This window comes from Gordonia sp. NB41Y (assembly GCF_030718915.1).
Taxonomy (GTDB): domain Bacteria; phylum Actinomycetota; class Actinomycetes; order Mycobacteriales; family Mycobacteriaceae; genus Gordonia; species Gordonia desulfuricans.
Window position 1 is genome coordinate 4,477,194 of the sequence record NZ_CP132196.1, and the last position, 22,229, is coordinate 4,499,422.

Here is a 22,229-nt window from a genome sequence, read left to right on the forward strand (position 1 = left end):
TCACCGCGGGCGGACAGTACGTGCCGATCGACACCGCGGCGCCGACCGACCGTGTGGCGGGCATGATCGCCACCGCCGGGGTCGGAATCGTGCTGGTCTCCGGCACCGTCCCACCCGCGATCGCCGAGATCGCCGACGCCGCACCCGGCCCCGCCAGCACAGACAGCTCCGACAGCACAGACGGCCCCGACGCCACCGACGGCACCGGCCTGACGAACGTGTCCGTCACGGTGCTCGCCGTCGATGCGTCGGCCCCGGTCACCGGCGATCACACCCCGGTCACCGACGCCGAGCGCATCGCCCCGCTGCGCCCCGATCACGCCCTGTACACACTGTTCACCTCCGGCTCCACCGGTCGCCCCAAGGGGGTCACCGTCTCGCACGCCGCAGTACTCAACCGCCTGCACTGGGGGCTCGACGAATACCCGTGGGGCCCGGCCGATCGCATCGTCCAGAAGACCCCGTACACCTTCGACGTCTCGGTTCCGGAGCTGTTCGGTCCGCTCCTGGCCGGGGCGCAGATGGTGATCGCCCGGGCAGGCGGACACACCGACCCCGAGTACATCGCCGATCTGATCACGGCCACCGGGGCCACCTCGGTCCACTTCGTCCCGTCGATGCTCGCGGTCTTCCTCGACGTGGTCGGCCGTGACCGGTTGCGCGAACTGAGCACGCTGCGATGGCTGTTCGCCTCCGGTGAGGCGCTGCCACCGGCGGTGGTGGCGCAGGCCCACGAGGCGTTGCCCTGGGTGGGTGTCCACAACCTGTTCGGTCCCACCGAGGCCGCGGTGGAGGTCGCCCATGCCGACGTGACCGACGCCCCGCGGATCGTCCCGATCGGACGCCCGGTGACCAACACCGACACCTGGGTGCTCGACGCGCGGCTGCGGCCGGTGCCGGTCGGCGTCCCGGGTGAGCTGTACCTCGGCGGCGTCCAGCTGGCCCGCGGATATGCCGGCCGGCCGGACCTCACCGTGCAACGATTCGTCGCCGACCCCCACGGTGAACCCGGTTCCCGGCTCTACCGCACCGGAGACCTGGTGCGGTGGAACACCTCCGGTGCGATCGAGTACCTCGGCCGCACCGACTTCCAGGTCAAGCTGCGCGGTCAGCGGATCGAGCTCGGCGAGATCGAATCGGTCCTCGCGGCCGTCGACGCCGTGGTGCATGCCGCGGTGACCGTGGCCACCGCGCCGTCGGGTGCCCAGCATCTGGTGGGCTACCTGGCGCCGGCGACGGTCGACCTCGACGTGGTGCGCACCCGGATCGCCCGCGATCTACCCGAATACATGCGGCCCACCGTGTACGTACGGCTCGAGACCGTCCCGCTGAACCCGGCGGGCAAACTCGACCGCCGCGCCCTGCCCGCCCCGGACTTCGGGATCGGCGACGAGCACGTCGCCGCCGAGGGCACCGTGGAGGTGGCGCTGGCGGCCATCGTCTCCGCCGTACTCGGCGTCGACGACGTGTCGGTGACCGAGTCGTTCTTCGCACTCGGCGGCGACTCGATCATGTCGATCCAGCTCGCCTCCGCCGCGCGCGCCGCGGGGATGGGACTCTCGCCACGGGATGTCTTCGAGCACCGCACCGTCCGGGCGCTGGCCCGGGCGGTGATCGCGGGTGCGAACATCCTCCCGGCGCTCGCGGAGCCCGACGGCGGGCCGACCGGCGGGCTCCCGGTGCCGCCGATCGTCTCCTGGATGCTCGAACATTCCGACACCACAGCCGATCTCGCCGACTTCTCGCAGGCATCGGTCCTGCAGGCACCCACCGGGATCACCGCCGAGGTGCTCGCCGGACTGCTCGGTACGGTGCTCGCCACCCACCCGATGCTGAGCGCTGCGCTGACCGTCGACGTCACCGGCCCGCGACTCGTGGCCGGTACCCGCACCGACCTCGCCGGGCCGGTGACGGTGATCGGGTCGCCCGAGGCCGTCGGCTCGGCGGGATTCGTCGACGCGGTGACCGCCGCACATGCCGACGCCGCCGGTCGACTCGACCCGGTGGCGGGCCGGCTGGTCGAGGCGGTGCTGGTGACCGACCCCGCAGGGGCCGGGTGGATCGTGCTGGTCATCCACCACCTCGGCGTCGACGCCGTGTCGTGGTCGGTGATCATCGAAGACCTCGTCACCGCGTGGGCCGCCCGCACCGCCGGACAGACCCCCGCGCCACGTCCCGAACAGACCTCCATGCGGGCCTGGGCGAGCGCACTGGCCGCCCAGACCGACCTGCGCACAAGCGAACTCGGCTACTGGCTGCACCGGCTGCCGGTGCGTCCGACCGCGCTGGGCGCCCAGCTCGACCGCAGCCGCGACCGGGCGGCCACCGCACGATCGGTGGTTGCGCGCGTCGGATCCGAACTCGCCGAGGCGATCCTGACGTCGGTACCGCGGGCCTTCGACGCCGGTGTGGAGGACGTGCTGCTGGCCACCCTGGCGCGTGCCGTCCGATCCTGGCAGGCCGAACGTGGCATCGTCGACGACGCACCGGTCTCGGTGCTGGTCGAGGGACACGGCCGCACCGAGGAGATCCTCGCCCGCGGCGACGACCCGCGCAGCGCCGACCTGTCGCGCACCGTCGGCTGGTTCACCACCGTCGTGCCGGTCGCACTGGACCCGTGCGCCGACCCGGTGCACGCGGTGAAGGCGGCCAAGGAGGAGCGACTGGGCCGCCCCGACGCCGGCGTGGGTTTCGGTGTCCTGCGCTATCTCGCCGACACCGAGCTGTCGGCGCGTCCGCTGCCGTCGATCGGCTTCAACTACCTGGGCAACGTCGCCGGCGGACCCGCGCGGTCCGGTGATCTGTTGCCGGTGGCACAGGAGATCCGGCTGTCCGGTTCGCCGGCCGGCCGGATGGTCGCCCTGAATTCGCTGACCATCAACGCGAGCACGGTACCCACCGCGGACGGCCGGGAGATCAGCGCCGACATCGCGTTCCCCGCAGCACTGTTCGACGATTCCGACATCACCGGGCTCGCCGACCGGTGGCTGGCCGAACTCGGTGCCGTGGCCGCCGTCGTGGCCGGCGGCATCCCGCTGGGTCTGTCGCCGTCGGATGTGCCCGGTGCCGATGTCGGGCAGGCCGACCTCGACGACCTCGCCGCACGGTTCGGGGACGCGGCGATCTGGCCGCTCGCACCCCTGCAGCAGGGCCTGTACTTCCAGGCCGAACTCGCCGCGGCGGGTTCGGCGGCCGGTGCCGTCGACGTGTACGTGACCCAGGTGATCGTGTCGCTCGGCGGTGACGTCGACGCCGAACGGCTGCGCGGGGCCGCCCGCCGATTGTTCGATCACCACCGGGTGCTGCGGTCGGGATTCGTCCGCACCATCGGCGGTTCGGTGGTCGCGGTGATCGCCGATGACGTCGAGATCCCCTGGGAAGTGGTCGACCTCGCCGATGATCTCACCTCGGTGACCGATGCCGATGCCGCTGCCGATGTCGAGGACGATCGGATCGCGCGGATCGCCGATCGCGAGCGGCTGGCGCGGTTCGATCTCGATCGGCCGCCGCTGGTCCGGTTCGTGCTCGTCCGCCACGCCGGCGGTGCCCATCTGGTGGTCACCAACCACCACATCCTGCTCGACGGATGGTCCGGGCCGCTGGTCCTCGCCGATCTGCTGGCGCTGTATGCAACCGGGCGCACCTACACCGAGAACACCGGTGCCGCAGGAGACTTCGCCGACCATCTGCGTCGGCTGGCGACCGCCGACACCACTGCGGGAACGGCGGCCTGGCGAGAGGTCCTGGCCCGGGTCGACCGGCCGACCCTGGTCGCCGCCGGACGTGAGGCCTCCGTCGACGATCTCCCGCAGGAACGCGTGCTGACCGTCCCCGCCGGCCGCACCGCGGCACTCGAGGCCGCCGCCCGCGATCTCGGCGTCACCCTGGCCACCCTCGTCCAGTTCGCGTGGGCGGTCCTGGTGTCGCGGGTCAGCGGCGAACAGGTCGTCACGTTCGGCGAGACCGTCTCCGGCCGCCCCGCCGACCTCGACGGTGTCGAGTCGATGGTGGGACTGTTCATCAACACGCTGCCCGTGGTGGTCGACGTCGATCCGGACCGTTCGGTGCGAGATGTGCTGGCCCGCCTGCAGTCGGACAAGGTCGCCGTGCTCGACCATCAGCAGATCGGCCTCCCCGACCTGCTCGCGATGACCGGGGTCGCCGGTGCATTGTTCGACACCCTGATGGTGCACGAGTCCTATCCGGTCGACACCGACTCACTGACCGGCACCGGGACCGGCACCGATCTCGAGATCGTCGACGTCGTGACCCGCGACGCCACCCACTACCCGCTCACCCTGATCTCGTCCCTGCGGGGTGAGACCCTCCGGATGACGCTGGCATATCTGCCGTCGGCCTTCGGCGACCGGCAGGTGGAGATCTTCACCGACATGCTGCTGCGGGTGCTCGACGCCGTCGCCGAGACGCCGTCGACGCCGGTCGGCGACATCGCGCTGCTCGACGTGGACGGCTACGTCGAGGCCCTGGCGGAACCGGTGCCCGGCCCCCGATCCGGGCGCAGTCTGGTCGACCTCGCCGGGGAATCGGCGGGCCGCTTCGCCGATCGCGTGGCGATCACCGCCGGACGGTCGGCACTCGGATACGGCGAACTCGACCGGCGGTCGGCTGCGGTGGCCACCGCCCTGATCGACCGTGGTGTGCGGGTGGGGGATCTGGTCGGCGTCGCCACCGGGCGCGGCACCGATCTGCCGGTGGCGATCCTCGGTGTCCTGCGCGCCGGGGCCGGCTACCTGCCGCTCGATCTGACCAACCCGACCGAACGCCTGCGGCACATCGTCACCGACGCCGCACCCGCTGTGGTGATCACCGACGCCGGATCGGCGGGTGCACCCCTGTGGGCGGAGCTGCCCGCGTCCGTGGCGATCGCCGACATCGGGTCGCTGGTGTCCGACGGCGCGGCGCACACACCGGCGGACCTGCCGCGAGTGCACCCCGACACCCTCGCCTACGTGATCTACACATCGGGTTCCACCGGCCTGCCCAAGGGGGTGGCGGTCAGCCATCGCGACGTGGTGGCCCTGCTCGACGCCGCGGCGGCCGAGTTCACCCTGGACGAGACCGACACCTGGACCCTGTTCCACTCCTATGCCTTCGACTTCTCGGTGTGGGAGTTGTGGGGTGCACTGTGCACCGGGGCCCGATGCGTGATAGTCGACCGGGACGTCGCGCGCTCCCCGGAGGAGTTCCTCGGCCTGCTCGCCGACGAACATGCCACCGTCGTCAGCCTCACCCCGTCGGCCTTCGTCCAGCTCGGCGAGGCACGGCGCCGCACACCGACCGCACTCCCGGATCTGCGCTACCTCGTCTTCGGTGGCGAGGCACTGGAATTCGAGTACGTCCGCCGCTGGTTCGACGAGCACCCCGCCGACACCGCGACCCTGGTCAACATGTACGGGATCACCGAGACCACCGTGCACGTCAGCTTCCGCGCACTCGATCCCGAGGTGGTCGCCGCGGGTGACGCCAGCTTCGTCGGCCGGCCGCTGAACAGTCTGGGCATCCACCTCCTCGACGGCCGGCTGCGGCCGGTGCCCGACGGCGTCGTCGGCGAGATGTATGTGACCGGACACCAACTGGCACAAGGATATCTGCGTCGTCCCGAACTGTCTGCGACACGTTTCGTCGCCTCCCCGTTCGGCACCGCCGAGCGCATGTACCGCACCGGTGACCTCGCCCGCCGCATCGGCGGGGACATCGAATACCTCGGACGCGGTGACGCCCAGGTGCAACTGCGTGGCTACCGGATCGAATACGGCGAGGTCGAGGCGGCACTGCTCGCGGCACCAGGGGTACTCGCCGCCGCCGCACGCGTCGTCGAGATGCCCGGGCGCGGTGACCAGCTGATCGGCTACGTGGTGCTCGGCGATACCGGGTCGGATGCCGGGGAGCCCGATGCCCAGCTCATCCGGGCGAGCGCCGCGAAGGTGGTACCCGGCTACATGGTTCCAGACATGGTGATGGGAATCGACCGGCTGCCGCTGACCGCGAACGGCAAACTCGACCGCGGCGCGCTGCCGATCCCGGAGCCGGTGGCACACACCGGCGGGATCGTCGAGGCCGCGAGTGCCGACGAACTGATGCTCGCCGAGGTGTTCGCCGATGTCCTCGGACTCGACGATCCGGCCGAGATCGGGGTCACCACAGGCTTCTTCGACATCGGCGGCAACTCGCTGTCGGCGTCGCGGCTGGCGGCCCGGGTGGCCGATGTGCTCGGCGTGGACGTCTCGGTACGCGATGTCTTCGAGGCGCCGTCGGTGCGGGCACTGCTGGCCCTGGTCGCCGACCGTGGTGCCGGCCTCGCCCCGATCACCGCGGTCAGCCCGCGGCCGGAGCACATCCCGCTGTCGTTCGCCCAGCAGCGCATGTGGTTCCTCAACCGCTTCGACGCGCGGTCGGCGGCCTACAACATCCCGGTGGTGGTACGGATCCGCGGACATCTCGAGGTACCCACCCTGCGGACGGCGCTGCTCGACGTCGTCACCCGGCACGAGATCCTGCGCACGGTGTTCCCCGCGCAGGACGGTGCCGGCCGTCAGGTGATCCTGTCGCCGGAACAGATGGCCGACCGATTCGACTGGGCGGTGGTCGATTCCGCGGCCGACGTCGAATCCGCGGTGATGTCGGGGTTCGACCTCACCGAGACGCTGCCGGTACGGGTGCGGCTGTGGCCGGTGTCGGCCGACGAGCACGTGCTGGCCGTGGTGATGCACCACATCGCCGCCGACGGCGAGTCGATGGTGCCGCTGGTGACCGACATGACCACCGCCTACGCGGCGCGCATCCGGGGCGGGGAACCGGAGTTCACGCCGCCGCCGGTGCAGTTCGCCGACTACGCGATCTGGCAGCATGCCGAGCTCGGCGCGGCCGACGCCCCCGACTCGGTGGTCGGCGCCCAGCTGGCCTACTGGACCGGTGCGCTCGCCGGACTGCCCGATCTCCTCGAACTGCCCACCGACCGGCCACGTCCGCCGGTGGCATCACAGCGCGGTGCCCGGACCGGACTGGACATTCCCGCCGAACTCGCCGACCGCATCGCAGCGCTGGCCCGCGATGTCGGGGTCACCCCGTTCATGGTGGTGCACGCCGGACTGGCGGTCCTGCTCTCCCGGCTGGCGGCGGCCGACGACATCGCCGTCGCCGTCCCGGTCGCCGGACGCGGACAGCGCGTCCTCGACCCGCTGATCGGAATGTTCGTGAACACCCTGGTGCTGCGCACCGGGATCGTCGCCGACGAGACGTTCACGGATCTGTTGCACGGTGTCCGCACCGGCGATCTGGCGGCCTTCGCGCACGCCGACGTCCCCTTCGAGACTGTCGTCGAGGCACTGGAGCCGACCCGGTCGGAGGCCTTCTCGCCACTGGCACAGGTGATGCTGACCTTCAACGAGGGCGCCCGCGGGGCCTCGGTGATCGAGGCGATCGGTGCGGTCACCGGTGACGAACTCACCCTCACCGCGGTGGAGCCCGCCGAGGTGCCGGCACAGCTCGACCTCAACGTCGTGGTGTCCACCGCACCGGCCGGGCAGGACTGGGATCTCCGGACCACCTATGCCACCGACCTGTTCGACGAGGCGACCATCGACCGGCTCAACCGCCGGCTCGTGCGGGTACTCGACCTGCTCACCGCGACCCCGGACGGCGCCGTCGGCGACATCCGGATCGTCGACGACACCGAGAACCGCGCCATCGCAGAAACCGAAACGGGTGCGGCGGTAAATCTTCCGCGGGTGAACACGGTCGCCGATGCGATCGCCGCGGGTATCGCGGCACACCGCCGGTCCGTCGCGCTGGTCGCGGGCGACCGGGAGATGTCGTTCGCCGAGTTCGGTGCCCGGATCGGTGTCCTCGCCCGCGACCTCATCGCCACCGGTGTGGGACCCGATGTGGCCGTGGCCCTGTGCATCCCGCGTTCGCCGGAGATGATGGTGGCCGTCCACGCGGTGATCGCCGCAGGCGGACAGTATGTGCCCGTGGAGATCTCGGCACCCGCCGACCGTGTGGAGTACATGCTCACCACCGCCGGTGCCGCGGTGTTGCTGACCACCGCCGCGACCTCCGGCTCGGATGCCGCGACGGCGGCCCGCGCCGCCGGGATCGCGGTGCTGACGGTGGACACCTCCGGTCCGGTCGATCTCACCGTCACCCCCGTCACCGACGCCGACCGGCTCGCCCCGCTGCATGCCGACGCGGCGGCCTACACCCTGTTCACCTCCGGATCCACCGGTCGGCCCAAGGGGGTCACGCTCTCGCATGCCGCCGTGCTCAACCGCCTGTGGTGGGGACTCGACGAACTGCCCATCGACACCACCGACGTGGTGCTGCAGAAGACGCCCTACACCTTCGACTGCTCGGTTCCGGAGTTGTTCGCGCCGTTGATGATCGGTGCGAAGACCGTGGTCCTGCGCGACGGTGGCCACCTCGATCCGGTACACGTGGCCGACGAGATCGAACGCACCGGTGTCACGATGGTGCACTTCGTGCCGTCGATCCTGTCGGTGTTCCTCGAGGTCGTCCCCGGTGACCGGCTCGCCCGGCTCGACACGGTCCGGATCCTCTCGACGACCGGTGAGGCACTGCCGCCGGCCGTGGCCGCCACCGTCCGGCAGATCTGGCCGGAGGCGTTGTTCTACAACCTGTACGGCCCCACCGAGGCCGCGGTCGAGATCACCTATCAGCGCGTCGAGACCGTCTCGGCCGGCGACCCCACGGTCCCGATCGGCCTGCCGATGTGGAATTCGTCGGCGGTGGTGCTCGACGCACGTCTGCACCGGGTTCCCGACGGTGTCGCCGGTGAGCTCTACCTGGGTGGCGTCCAGCTCGCCCGCGGCTATGCCGCCCGGGCCGACCTGACCGCCGAACGGTTCGTCGCCGACCCCTACGGGGCACCCGGTACACGGCTGTACCGGACCGGAGACCTGGTGCGCCGCCGCGCCGACGGTGTGCTGGAGTACCTGGGCCGCACCGACTTCCAGGTCAAGCTGCGCGGCCAGCGGATCGAGCTGGGGGAGATCGAGTCGGTGATCGCCTCGGCGCCGGGTGTGGTGCACACCGCGGCGACCGTGGCGACGGCACCCGGCGGGGGAGAACACCTCGTCGGCTATGTGTCGGCCGCGACCGGCACGGAGATCGACCTCGACGCGGTGCGGGCGACCGTCGCCGCCGCACTACCGGAGTACATGCGGCCCACCGTGTGGATGCCGGTCGACCACCTCGCCCTCAACACGGCGGGCAAGATCGATCGAAAGGCGTTGCCGGAACCGGTCTTCGAGGCGTCGGAGTACGTCGAACCGGAGACCGGTACCGAGCGCACGCTGGCCGCGGTGTTCGCCGAGGTACTCGGCACCGACCGGGTCGGTGCCACCGACCACTTCTTCGATCTCGGTGGCAACTCGCTGTCGGCGATGCGGCTCACCGCCCGCGCCGGCCAGATCCTCGGCCGCGACCTGGGGGTCCGCGACCTGTTCGACGCACCGACCGTGCGCGACCTCGCCGCGCGGATCGGCACCCCCGGCCACAGTGGCGCGGCACCCGGACCGGTCACCGTGGCCGATCCACGCCCGGAGCGCATCCCGCTGGCCTTCGCGCAGCAGCGCATGTGGTTCATCAACCGGCTCGACCCCACCTCGCCGACCTACAACATCCCGGTCGTCCTGCAGGTGTCGGGCGAACTCGACGTGGACGCGCTGCACGCGGCACTGATCGCCGTGGTCGTCCGCCACGAGATCCTGCGGACCACCTTCCCGTCGGCCGACGGTGTCGGCCATCAGAAGATCGGCCGGGTGTCGTCGGTGGCGGCCCGGCTCGACTGGGCCGTGGTGGACTCGGCCGACGAGATCCGGGAGGCGGTGGAGACCGGTTTCGACGTCACCACCGCCTGGCCGATCCGGGTACGGGTCGCCCGCACCGCACCGGCCGAGTACGTCATCGCCGTGATCACCCATCACATCGCCGCCGACGGTGAGTCGATGGCACCGCTGATCGCCGACCTCACCACCGCCTACCTCGCCGAATCGGCCGACACCGACCCCGACTTCGCGCCGCTGGCAGTGCAGTTCGCCGATTTCGCGATCTGGCAGCACCGTGTGCTGGGCAGTCCGGAGAACCCGGGATCGTCGGTGGGCGGACAACTGGCGTACTGGACCGGCCGGCTGGCCGGCCTCGACCCGGTCGGCGACCTGCCGACCGATCGGCCGCGCCCACCGGTCGCCTCGGGACGCGGTGGCCGCGTCGGATTCGGGATCGACACCGGCCTCGGTGCCCGGATCGACGATCTCGCACGCGAATCCGGTACGACACCGTTCATGGTGGTCCACGCCGCGCTCTCGGTGGTCCTGGCCCGGCTCGGTGCCGCCGACGACATCGCGGTGGGGACCCCGATCGCCGGTCGCGGCTCCGCGGAGCTGGATCCGCTGATCGGTATGTTCGTCAACACGCTGATCCTGCGGACCCGAGTCGACCGGGACGCCACCTTCGCCGCCCTCCTCGACGAGGTCAGGCGCACCGATCTCGACGCCTTCGCCAACGCCGACGTCCCGTTCGAGGCCGTCGTCGAGGCGTCCGGGGCGCCGCGCTCGGAGGCGTTCGCACCGTTCTCGCAGGTGTGGCTGACCTTCGACCAGTCCACCCTGCCCGAGACCGCCGGAGCCGATCTGGCCGCCGGGCGGCTCGGTGACCTCACGCTGACCCCGCTGACGCCGGACACCGTGCGAGCCCGGGTGGACCTCATGGTCTCGGTGGCCCACGCCGACGACGCACCGTGGCAGGCCTCGATCGTGTACGCCACCGACCTGTTCGACGAGCCGACGGTGTCGGGGCTGGCCGAGCACCTCGTCGGGGTGCTCGAGGCCGTGGTCGCCGATCCGCGCATCCTCGTCGGTGACGTGCCGTTCTCGGCGGGTACGACCGTCGGGGAACTGGCCCGCGCACCCCGGCCGGTGACCCCGGCGCCGCCGGCGAGTTCGTTCGATCCCGCCGCCTTCGATTCGGATGTGGTGGTGACCGGCGGGCGCCAGACCCCGCCGGTGATCCTCGCCGACATCTTCGCCACCGCCGCCGCCACCTGGGGGCCACGGCAGGCGGTGGTGGACGCCGACGGTGAGATGCTCACCTATGCCGAGCTCGATGCGCGCTCGAATCGGCTGGCGCGCTGGCTGATCGGGCAGGGGATCGGCGCCGAGTCGCTGGTCGCGCTGGCGATGGGCCGATCGGCACGTCTGCTGACCGCGATCTGGGCGGTCGCCAAGACCGGCGCCGGCTACGTCCCGATCGACGCCGACTACCCGGCCGACCGGATCGCCACGATGATCGAGGACTCCGGGGCGGTGCTGGGACTCACCGTTACCGCCGCCGGAGATCTGCCGGGTACGGCATTCGAGTGGATTCGGATCGACGACGACGCGGTGACGGCGACGATCGCCTCGACCTCCGACGCGGCGATCACCGACACCGATCGCCTCGCCACGGCCCACCCGACCTCGATCGCCTACGTCATCTACACCTCCGGGTCGACCGGCCGGCCGAAGGGCGTGGCGGTCACCCACACCGGGCTGGCGAACTTCGCCGCCGAGGAGATCGGCCGCAGCGGTGCCGACGAGTACGCGCGGGTCCTCGGCTTCGCATCGCCGAGCTTCGACGCGTCGGTGCTGGAGTATCTGCTGGCGACGGTGTCCGGTGGGGTCCTGATCTACCGGCCGGCCGATGCCGTCGGCGGTCCGGGACTGACCGACCACATGGCCCGGCAGGCGGTCACCCACGCCTTCCTCACCCCGTCGGTGCTGGCGACGCTGGAGCCACACGGTGTTCCGACGCTGCGCGTGGTCTACGCGGGCGGCGAGGCGGTGCCGCAGGCGCTCAAGGACCAGTGGGCGGCGTTCCGGCGGGTGCAGAACCTGTACGGCCCCACCGAGACCACGATCGGCGTGACGATCAGCGCGCCGATGGGTGTCGGCGAGCCGGTCACCCTCGGCGGTCCGCTCGCCGGTGTCGGGCTGATGGTGCTCGACGCACGGCTGCGTCCGGTCCCGGTGGGTGTGCCCGGGGAGCTCTACGTGTGTGGCGGCGCACTCTCGCGCGGCTACCTCGACGACCCGGCCCGCACGGCGAGCCGGTTCGTCGCCAACCCGCACGGGCCCGGCGGTGATCGCATGTACCGCACCGGTGACGTCGTCCGGTGGCGGCAGAACAGTGCCGGTGAGGTGGTCCTGGACTACTCCGGCCGCAGCGACGACCAGGTCAAGCTGCGTGGTCTGCGGATCGAACTCGGCGAGATCGAGGCGGTGCTTGCCGGCCATCCCGGTGTGCGCGCCGCGGTGGTGGTCGGTGTCGGCGGTTCGGTGGCGACCGCACTGGCCGGCTACGTGGTGGCCGACGCCGGATCGCTCGACGTCGACGAGGTCCGTGCCCATGTCGCCGAACGCCTTCCCGCCCACATGGTCCCGTCGTCGATCATGGTTCTCGACGCACTGCCGCTGACCCCGGTCGGCAAACTCGACAAGCGGGCACTGCCCGATCCGGTGATCACCGTGGGCGAGTTCGTCGCACCGGCCGATCCCACCGAGGCCGCGATGGTGCGCGTCTTCGCCGAACTCCTCGACCTCGATCCCGCCGAGGTGTCGGTGACCGCCGACTTCTTCGACCTCGGGGGCAACTCGCTCTCGGCCACCCGGCTCGCCGCCCGGGCCGGTGAGGCGCTGTCGGCGGAGATCTCGGTCCGCGACGTCTTCGCGGCCGGATCGGTGCGGGCGCTGGTGGCCGCCGCGGCCGGCCGGGACGGCGGCATCGTCGCCCCGATCGTGGCCGAACCGGCACGGCCGGACCGTATCCCGCTGTCGTTCGCACAGCAGCGGATGTGGTTCATCAACCAGTTCGACCCGTCGTCGCCGACCTACAACGTGCCGATCGTGATGCGCGTGAGCGGTCCGCTCGACATCCGGGCACTGCGGTCGGCGATCGCCGATCTCGTGGTGCGCCACGAGATCCTGCGCACCACCTTCGTCTCCGTCGACGGTGATCCGGTGCAGCTGATCGGTGACGTCGCCGAGATCGGCGACCGGCTGGACTGGGCGGTGGTGGACACACCGGCCGAGCTCGAGTCGGCGGTGACCACCGGATTCGACGTCACCGCCGACCTGCCGCTGCGGGTCCGCGTGCTCACCCTCGCCGAGGGCGAGGCCGTGGTGGCGGTGGTGACCCACCACATCGTCGCCGACGGCGAGTCGATGGCACCGCTGATCGGTGACCTGATGACCGCCTACGAGGCCCGGCTGCGGGGTGCGGCACCGGAGTTCGCGCCGATGGAGATCCAGTTCGCCGATTTCGCACTCTGGCAGCGCGAGACCCTCGGCGACACCGGCGATCCGGACTCGGTGGTCGGCAGGCAACTGCGTTACTGGGCCGAACGGCTCGACGGTCTGCCCGACGTCCTCGACCTGCCCGCCGACCGGCCACGGCCACGCGTCGCCTCGCAGCGGGGTGCCTCGGTGGCCTTCGACCTGCCGGCCGACGTCGCCACCGCGGTCGCGACGATCGCCCGCGAGGCCGGGGTCACCTCCTACATGGTCGTGCACGCCGCACTCGCGGTGCTGCTGGCCCGGCTGTCGGCGACCGACGACATCGCGATCGGCAGTCCGGTCGCCGGGCGTGGCCGCCGCGAACTCGACCCGCTGGTGGGCATGTTCGTCAACACGCTGGTGTTGCGGACCCGGATCGACCCGGACATGTCGTTCGCCGATCTGCTCGCGGTGGTGCGTGAGACCGACCTGGATGCCTTCGCCAATGCCGATGTGCCGTTCGAGACCGTCGTCGAGACCCTCGCTCCGGTGCGGTCGGAGGCCTTCGCGCCGCTGGCGCAGGTGTGGCTGACCCTCGACCAGTCGGTGCTGCCGGAACTGGCGCCGGGCGCACCGGCGGCGACGATCGCCGGCCTGCAGATCACCCCGGTCGACGACCTGGGCGTTCCCGCCAAGGTGGATCTGCTGATCAGCCTGACCCCGGGCGCCCCCGGCGACCGGTGGCAGGGCGCGATCGTCTACGCGACCGATCTGTTCGACGCCGCCCGCGTCGCCGACCTGGCCGCCCGTCTCACCCGTCTGCTCGCCGACCTGACCGCGGCACCGCAGCTTCCGGTGTCGGCCCCGGCACTGGTGACCGACGACGAGCGCGCGACGATCGCGGGCTGGTCGGACGGCGCCGAGGTCGGTCTCACCGACGAGGCACTGCGCGGGGCGCCGACCCACGGCACCCTGGCCGACGTGATCGACGCCGCCTGGCGCCGGTTCGGCGAGGCGACCGCGGTGACCTTCGACGGTCGGGCGATGTCGTTCTCCGAACTGGGTTCCCGGGTCGGTGCCACCGCCCGCCGCCTGATCGGTCTCGGCGTGGGACCGGATGTGGCGGTGGGTGTGTGCACGCCGAGGTCCTTCGAGATGGTCATCGCCCTGCAGGCGGTGCTCGCCGCCGGCGGACAGTATGTGCCGATCGACACCGCCGCCCCCGTCGAGCGTGTGCAGTACATGCTCGACACGGCCGGTGCGGTCGCGGTGGTGGTCGCCGGACATACTGTGCCCGAGGTGATCTCCGCCCTCGCCGCAGACAGCGGTATGCCGGTGGTCGCCCTCGATGCCGACGACCCCGTCGACGGCGAGGTCGCCACGATCACCGACGCCGACCGCACCGCGCCCTTGCGGCCCGATCACGCGGCCTACACGATCTTCACCTCCGGATCGACCGGTCGCCCCAAGGGGGTCACCGTGTCCCACCGGTCGGTGTTGTCGCAGTTGATCTTCGACCAGGACTACTACGCCTTCGGACCCGACGACGTCTTCCTGCAGGTGCTCGACTACACCTTCGACCCGTCGGTGCTGGAGTTCCTCCGGTGGATGTACGACGGCGGTCGCCTGGTGATGATGCGGCCGGGGGAGCACCGCGATCCGTGGGCCGTCGCCCGCCACATCGCCGACCATCGCGTGACCAGCGCCATCATGGTGCCGTCGATGCTCTCCTCGCTGGTGGAGGCGATGAGTGAGGCCGGGACGGAATGGATCTCGTCACTGCGTCATCTGCACACCGGTGGCGAGGCCCTGACGCCGGCGGTGGTCGACCGCCTGTTGGGGCTGTGGCCGCACGTGGGTCTGCACAACCAGTACGGCCCCACCGAGGCGACCATCTTCGCCACCATCGCCGAGGTCCGGGCGGGGCGGGGCAGTGTGCCGATCGGCCGGCCGCTGTGGCATGTCGGTGCCCACGTCCTCGACAACCGGCTGCAGGTCGTCCCGGCCGGGGTGCCGGGTGAGCTCTACCTCGGCGGGCTGCAGATCGCCCGCGGCTACGCCGATCGTCCCGGTCTCACCTCGGAACGGTTCGTCGCCGACCCCTTCGGGCAGGCCGGCGATCGTCTCTACCGAACCGGCGACATGGTCCGCTGGAACCAGGACGGACATCTGGAGTACTTGGGCCGCACCGACTTCCAGGTCAAACTGCGCGGTCAGCGGATCGAGCTCGGCGAGATCGAGGCGGTCGTCGCCGCGGCGCCGGGCGTCGTGCACGCCGCCGTCGTCCTCGGCCGGGCACCGGCCGGCGGCGAGGTGCTGGTGGCCTACGTCGACGGGCCGGCCGGACTGGACCGCGAGACGCTGCGCACCCATGCGGCGGCGCACCTCGTCGAGTTCATGCAGCCCTCGGTCTGGATGATCCTCGACGACATGCCGCTCAACACCGCGGGCAAGGTCGACCGGAAGTCGTTGCCGGAACCGGATTTCGGTGCGATCGACGAGGAGTTCGTGGAGCCGGTCACCGAGGCCGAACGCATCCTGGCGGCACTGGTCGCCGGGCTGCTCGGACTCGACCGCGTGTCGGTCACCGAATCGTTCTTCGCACTCGGCGGGGACTCGATCATGTCGATCCAGCTGACCTCGGCGGCGCGTGCCGCCGGACTCTCGCTCTCACCGCGGGAGATCTTCGAGCTCAAGACGATCCGTGCGATGGCCGCCGCGGCCGCCGATCACACCGATCGCCTGCCGATGCTGGCCGAACCGGAGCACACCGGCGGCGCCGTCGACATCCCGCCGATCGTGTCCTGGATGCTCGAGTTGTCCGACGGCACCGGGTTGTCCGACGGCACCGGGTTGTCCGACGGCACCGGGTTGTCCGACGGCCCCGAATTGTCCGACGGAACCGAGCCGTTCGCGGACTTCACCCAGTCGCGGGTGCTGATCGCACCCACCGGGTCGACCCGCGACAGCGTCGCGGCGATCGTCGCCGACGTCGTCGCCGCCCACCCGATGCTCACCGTGTCGCTGCGTCGGGCCGGTGCCGGCTGGGACCTGGTGGCCGACGGGGTGTTCGATCCGCAGACCGCCGTCACCGAGACGACCACCGGACTCGCGGTGGACGATGCGGGCTTCGCCGAGGTGGTGCGGACCGCCCACGCGCAGGCCTCGGGTCGTCTCGACCCGTCGACCGGTGCCCTGGTCGCCGCCGTTCTGGTGCACGCCTCCGGCGGCGAGCAACGCCTCGTCCTGGTGATCCACCACCTCGGTGTGGACGCGGTCTCGTGGCCGATCCTGATCGAGGACCTGATCACCGTGTGGACCCGGCGCACCGACGACGCACCGGTGCAGGTCAGGCCCGAGATCACCGGTGCGGCAGCCTGGTACGGTGCGCTCGCCGGACAGGCCGGGGCCCGGACCGCCGAACTCGACCACTGGCTGGCCCGGTCCCCGCTGCAGCCGACCGACCTGGGGGTCACCCCCGACCGCTCCCGCGATCGGGAGGCCACCGCGAGATCGGTGATCCACCGGGTGTCGGCCGCCACCACCGAGGCGGTGCTCACCCGGGTGCCCGAGGCCTTCGGCGGCACCGCGCAGGACGTGCTGCTGGCCGCACTCGCACGGGCGGTGCGCCGCCGGCAACGTGAGCGTGGGATCGCCGACGACGCACCGGTCGTCGTGCTCACCGAGGGTCACGGACGGTCGGAGGAGGCCATCTCCGGCGGAACCGATCCGCGGCGGGCCGACCTGTCGCGCACCGTCGGATGGTTCACCACCATCGCCCCGGTGGCACTCGACCCGGCGGTGGACATCGTGCACGCGGTCAAGGCGGCCAAGGAGGAACGTCTCGGCATGCCCGACGCCGGAGTCGGATTCGGCATCCTGCGCTACGGAGCGCAGACCGAACTCGCCGAGCGACCGCTGCCGTCCATCGCGTTCAACTTCTTCGGTGCCGGCAAAAGATCCGGGGCCGGCAAGCGATCCGGGGCCGGTGAGGCATCCGGGGCCGCCCATGTCGTCCCGTTCACCGTCGCCCCCGAGGCACCGCCGCTGCCCCCGACCGTCGCCGGGGCCATGACGATGCCCGCGGCGCTCACGGTCACCGTGTCCACGGTGCCCGGCGCCGGCGGCCGCACCCTGGTCGCCGACCTGACCTTCCCCGGTGCACTGCTGACCGACACCGAGGTCGCCGCACTCGGACGGGCCTGGGAGGACGAACTCGCAGCCGTCGTCGACCACATCGCGGCCGACCCCGATCCGGGGCCGTCCCCGTCGGATGTGCCGGGTGTGGCACTGACCCAGGACGATCTCGACGTCCTCGCCGTGCGCTATCCGCGTGCCGCCCTCTGGCCGCTGTCGCCACTGCAGGCCGGGCTCTACTTCCAGGCCGGGATGACCTCGGCCGGTGTGGGCCGGGCGGCGTCGGTCGACGTCTACGTCACCCAGGCGGTGCTCACCCTCGGAGGCGACATCGACCGTGCCCGCATCCGGCTGGCCGCGTCCGGTTTGCTGGCCCATCATCGGGTCCTGCGCAGCGGCTATGTCCGCACGGCCGGCGGCAGCGTCGTCGCGGTGATCCCCGACGTCGTGGACATCCCGTGGGAGACCGAAGAACTCGACCCCGCCGCCGCGGATCGTGAGGGGCTGATCGAGGCGATCGCGGCACGTGAGCGGGTACGGCCGTTCGACCTGGCCGCACCGCCACTGATCCGGTTCCGGCTGATCACCCACGGTGACACCGCGACCCTGGTGGTCACCAACCACCACATCCTGCTCGACGGATGGTCCGGGCCGCTCGTCCTCGCCGACATGCTGGCGCTCTACGCCCACGGCACCACCTTCACCGGCAGTCATGCGCCGCAGGCCGGCGACTTCGGCGACCACCTCCGTCGCCTCGCCCGGATCGACCCCGCGGCGGGGACGGCCGCGTGGGATCGCGTACTCGAACCGCTCGCCGAGCCCACCCTGGTGTCCTCGGATCTCGAGGTGAGCGCCGAATCGATGCCGCGCGACCACATCGCACTGCTCGATCCGGACCTGACCGCCGCGATCGGCCGGCTGGCCCGTTCCCAGGGCGTCACCGTCTCCACCGTGCTGCAGTTCGCCTGGGCGGTGCTGCTGTCGCGGATGACCGGCAACCAGGTGGTGGCCTTCGGCGAGACCGTGTCCGGACGTCCCGCCGACCTCGACGGGGTCGAGCAGATGGTCGGCCTGTTCATCAACACCCTTCCGGTGGTCGTCGACGTCGACCCGGCGGCCACCGTCGCCGACGTCCTGACCACGATGACCGCGCAGAAGACCTCGGTGCTCGACCACCAGCACGTCGCGCTGCCGGAGATCGTCGGCCGCACCGGACTCCCGGCGCTGTTCGACACCCTGACCGTCTACGAGTCGTATCCGGTGGACAGCGACTCGATCGCCACCGCCGACGCGTCACTGACCGGCGGTCTGGAGATCCTCGACGTCACCGCGACCGATGCCACGCACTATCCGCTCAACCTCGCGGCATCACCGGCCGGAGATCGGCTCTCGCTGAAACTGAAGTATCTGCCCGAGGCCTTCGCCGAGCACCAGATCACCGAACTGGCCCGGGCGCTGCGTCAGGTGCTGCGCAGTGCGGTCGCCGACGCCGGGACCCCGGTCGCCGACATCGCGTTGCTGGCACCGGACCGGGCACGGGAACTGGCCCCGGTGTCCGGTGGGGCACCCGCGGAACCGAGGCTGCTCGGCGAGGTCCTCGCCGAACGGGCCGTGCGGTTCGCCGACCGGCCCGCCGTCGCCGACGCCCAGGGCGGTGCGCTGACCTACGCCGAGCTCGATCGGTACTCGACCCTCGTCGCCCGCAGGCTCATCGCGGCCGGTGTCGGAGTGGACTCCGTTGTCGCACTGGCGATCCCGAGATCGGTGGATCTGCTGGCCGCCCAATGGGCGGTGGCGCGGATCGGGGCCGCCCATCTGTCGATCGATCCGGATCACCCCGCCGAGCGGATCGCGCACATGATCGCCGAGAGCCGGGCGCGGATCGCGATCACCACCGCCGCACTGCAAACGGTGATCGGGGAGGGTGTGGGCACGATCGAGGTGGAATCGCTGCGATCGGCCGTCGCAACCGATTCCGGCGGACCCCTCCGGTCCGACGAACTGATCGGGCGTCCCCACCTCGATGCCGTGGCATATGTCATCTACACCTCGGGTTCCACCGGTACCCCGAAGGGGGTCCCGGTGACCTACCGCGGTGTGTACAACTTCGCCACGGCGCAGGTGGCGTGCTTCGGCGCCGACCACACCTCGCGTGTGCTGGCCTTCGCCTCACCGAGTTTCGACGCCTCGGAACTCGAATGGCTGCTCGCCTCGGTGGCCGGTGGCGCGCTGGTCTACCGCCCGGCCGATGTGCTCGGCGGCGACCCGCTCGCCCGCTTCATCGACGACAGCGAACTCACCCACGTCTTCCTCACCCCGGCGGTGCTGGGCAGTATCGGCGAACCCGACCTGCCGCATCTGCAGATGCTGGGTTCCGGGGGCGAGGCGGTACCGCAGGCACTCGTCGACCGCTGGGCCGGCCGCGTCGCATTCCACAACGCCTACGGCCCCACCGAGGCCGCGGTGGCGGTGACGATGAGCGCGGCGTTGACCCCGGGGCGCCCGGTCGACATCGGCGGGCCGATCCCGGGCGTCGACCTGCTCGTCCTCGACGCGCGGCTGCGTCCGGTCCCGATCGGTGTGCCCGGCGACCTGTACGCCGCGGGGGCGGCCCCGGCGCGGGGCTACCTCGAGCGGCCCGATCTCACCGCCGAACGCTTCGTGGCCAACCCGTTCGGACCCACCGGATCGCGGATGTACCGCACCGGCGACGTGGTGCGCTGGGCACGTACCGACCGCGGTGACCTCGTCGTCGACTATCTCGGACGCGGCGACGACCAGGTGAAGTTGCGTGGCCTGCGCATCGAACTCGGCGAGATCGAGGAGGCACTGACCGCTCACCCGGCTGTGGACGCCGCGGTCGTGATCGGGGTCGGCGGGTCGGTCGCCACCTCGCTGGCCGCCTATGTCGTGCTCGGCCGCCCGGCCGAACCGGCCGAACTGCGCGATCACCTCGCCCGGCGGCTCCCCGCACACATGGTGCCCGCCACCGTCACCGGGCTCGATGCGATCCCGCTGACCTCGGCCGGCAAGGTCGACAAGCGGGCCCTGCCCGCACCGACGGTGACCGCCGCCGGCCACGTCGAGGCACGGACCCCGGCGGAGCAGGCCGTCGCGGCGGTGTTCGCCGAGGTGCTCGGCATCCGATCGGTGTCGGTGACCGCCGGGTTCTTCGACCTGGGCGGGAACTCGCTGTCGGCGACCCGACTGGCCGCACGCGCCGGGGAGGTCCTCGGCGCCGATCTCTCGGTCCGGGACGTGTTCGACGCACCGACGGTGCGCGACCTCGTCGGGCTCGCCGCCCTCCGCGGCGGCACCTCGGCACCGGTCACCGCGACATCGCCGCGACCCGAACGCATCCCGCTGTCGTTCGCCCAGCAGCGCATGTGGTTCCTCAACCGCTTCGACCCGTCCTCGGCGGCCTACAACATCCCGGTGGGTCTGCGGCTGCGCGGGCACCTCGACGTCGGCGCGCTGCGGACGGCGATCGCCGACGTCGTGGCCCGGCACGAGATCCTGCGCACCACCTTCCCGGCCGTCGACGGTGCCGGGGTGCAACGGATCGCACCCGCCGAGGCGGGCACGAGCGACATCGACTGGGCGGAGGTGGCCTCCGCTGCCGAGCTCACCGCCGCCGCCACGGCCGGATTCGACGTCACCACCCAGACGCCGTTCCGGGTTCGCCTGTGGCACAGCGGCGATGACGAGTGGACCCTGCTCGCGGTGATCCACCACATCGTCGGCGACGGTGAGTCCATGACCCCGCTGGTACGGGACATGATCACCGCATACGTCGCACGGGCGGCCGGTTCCGAACCGGAATTCGTCCCGCTCGCCGTGCAATTCGCCGACTACGCACTGTGGCAGCATCGGGAACTGGGATCGGCCGAGGACACCTCGTCGGTGATCGGCAGACAGGTCGACTACTGGTCGCACCAGCTGCGCGGCACCCCCGACGTGCTCGACCTCCCGGCCGACCGGCCACGCCCGACGGTCGCCTCGCACCACGGTGCGCAGCTGGGGTTCTCGGTCCCGGCCGAACTCGGCGGGCGGATCGACCGGCTGGCCACCGAGCACGGTGTCACCGCGTTCATGGTGGTGCACGCGGCGCTCGCGGTGCTGTTGTCGAGGTTGTCGGCCACCGACGACATCGCCATCGCCACCCCGATCGCCGGCCGCGGCCGGCGCGAGCTCGACGCGTTGATCGGCATGTTCGTCAACACCCTGGTCCTGCGCACCCGCGTCGACCCGGGGATGACGTTCGCCGATCTGCTCGAGGAGGTGCGGACCACCGACCTCGAGGCGTTCACCCACGCCGACGTCCCGTTCGAGACCCTCGTCGAGGTTCTCGAACCCACGCGGTCGCAAGCCTTCTCGCCGCTGGCACAGGTGATGCTGTCGCTGACCGCCCCGGTGGTCCGGGGGCCGGTGTACGACGGCACGGGCATCGAGATGTCGACGCTCGAACCGCCCGCGGTGGCCGCGCAGGTCGATCTGTCGTTCACCCTGGCCACCGCGCCCGGCGCGGACTGGAGCGGGTCGGTGGTCTTCGCGACCGACCTGTTCGACGAGCCGTCGGTGGCGACGATGGTCGACCGGTTCGTCACCCTGCTCGACGCGCTCGTCGCGGCACCGGGACGCGCGGTCAACGACGCCGCGATGGTGGCCCCCGCCGAACTCGACGACATCGTCGCGTGGTCGTCCGGAATCCCGGCGCCGCCGTCGGAGACCACGCTCGTGGCGTTGACCAGACCCGACCGAAACGTCCCGGAGGAGCGATGAGCACCCCACGACAGATCCCGC

At 71.4% G+C, this 22,229-nt stretch carries 1 protein-coding gene (only partly in view); it reads left to right on the forward strand.

Translation table 11 applies throughout. From position 1 onward, the window contains the following. Window positions 1-22,208, forward strand: partial view of a non-ribosomal peptide synthase/polyketide synthase gene (locus tag Q9K23_RS19365; RefSeq protein ID WP_305950244.1) — the 3' portion only. It extends 18,169 nt beyond the left edge of the window; 22,208 of the gene's 40,377 nt are visible here — the last part of the coding sequence; the start codon falls outside the window, past its left edge; it ends in the stop codon at window positions 22,206-22,208. The last annotated feature ends 21 nt before the right edge of the window (window positions 22,209-22,229 follow it).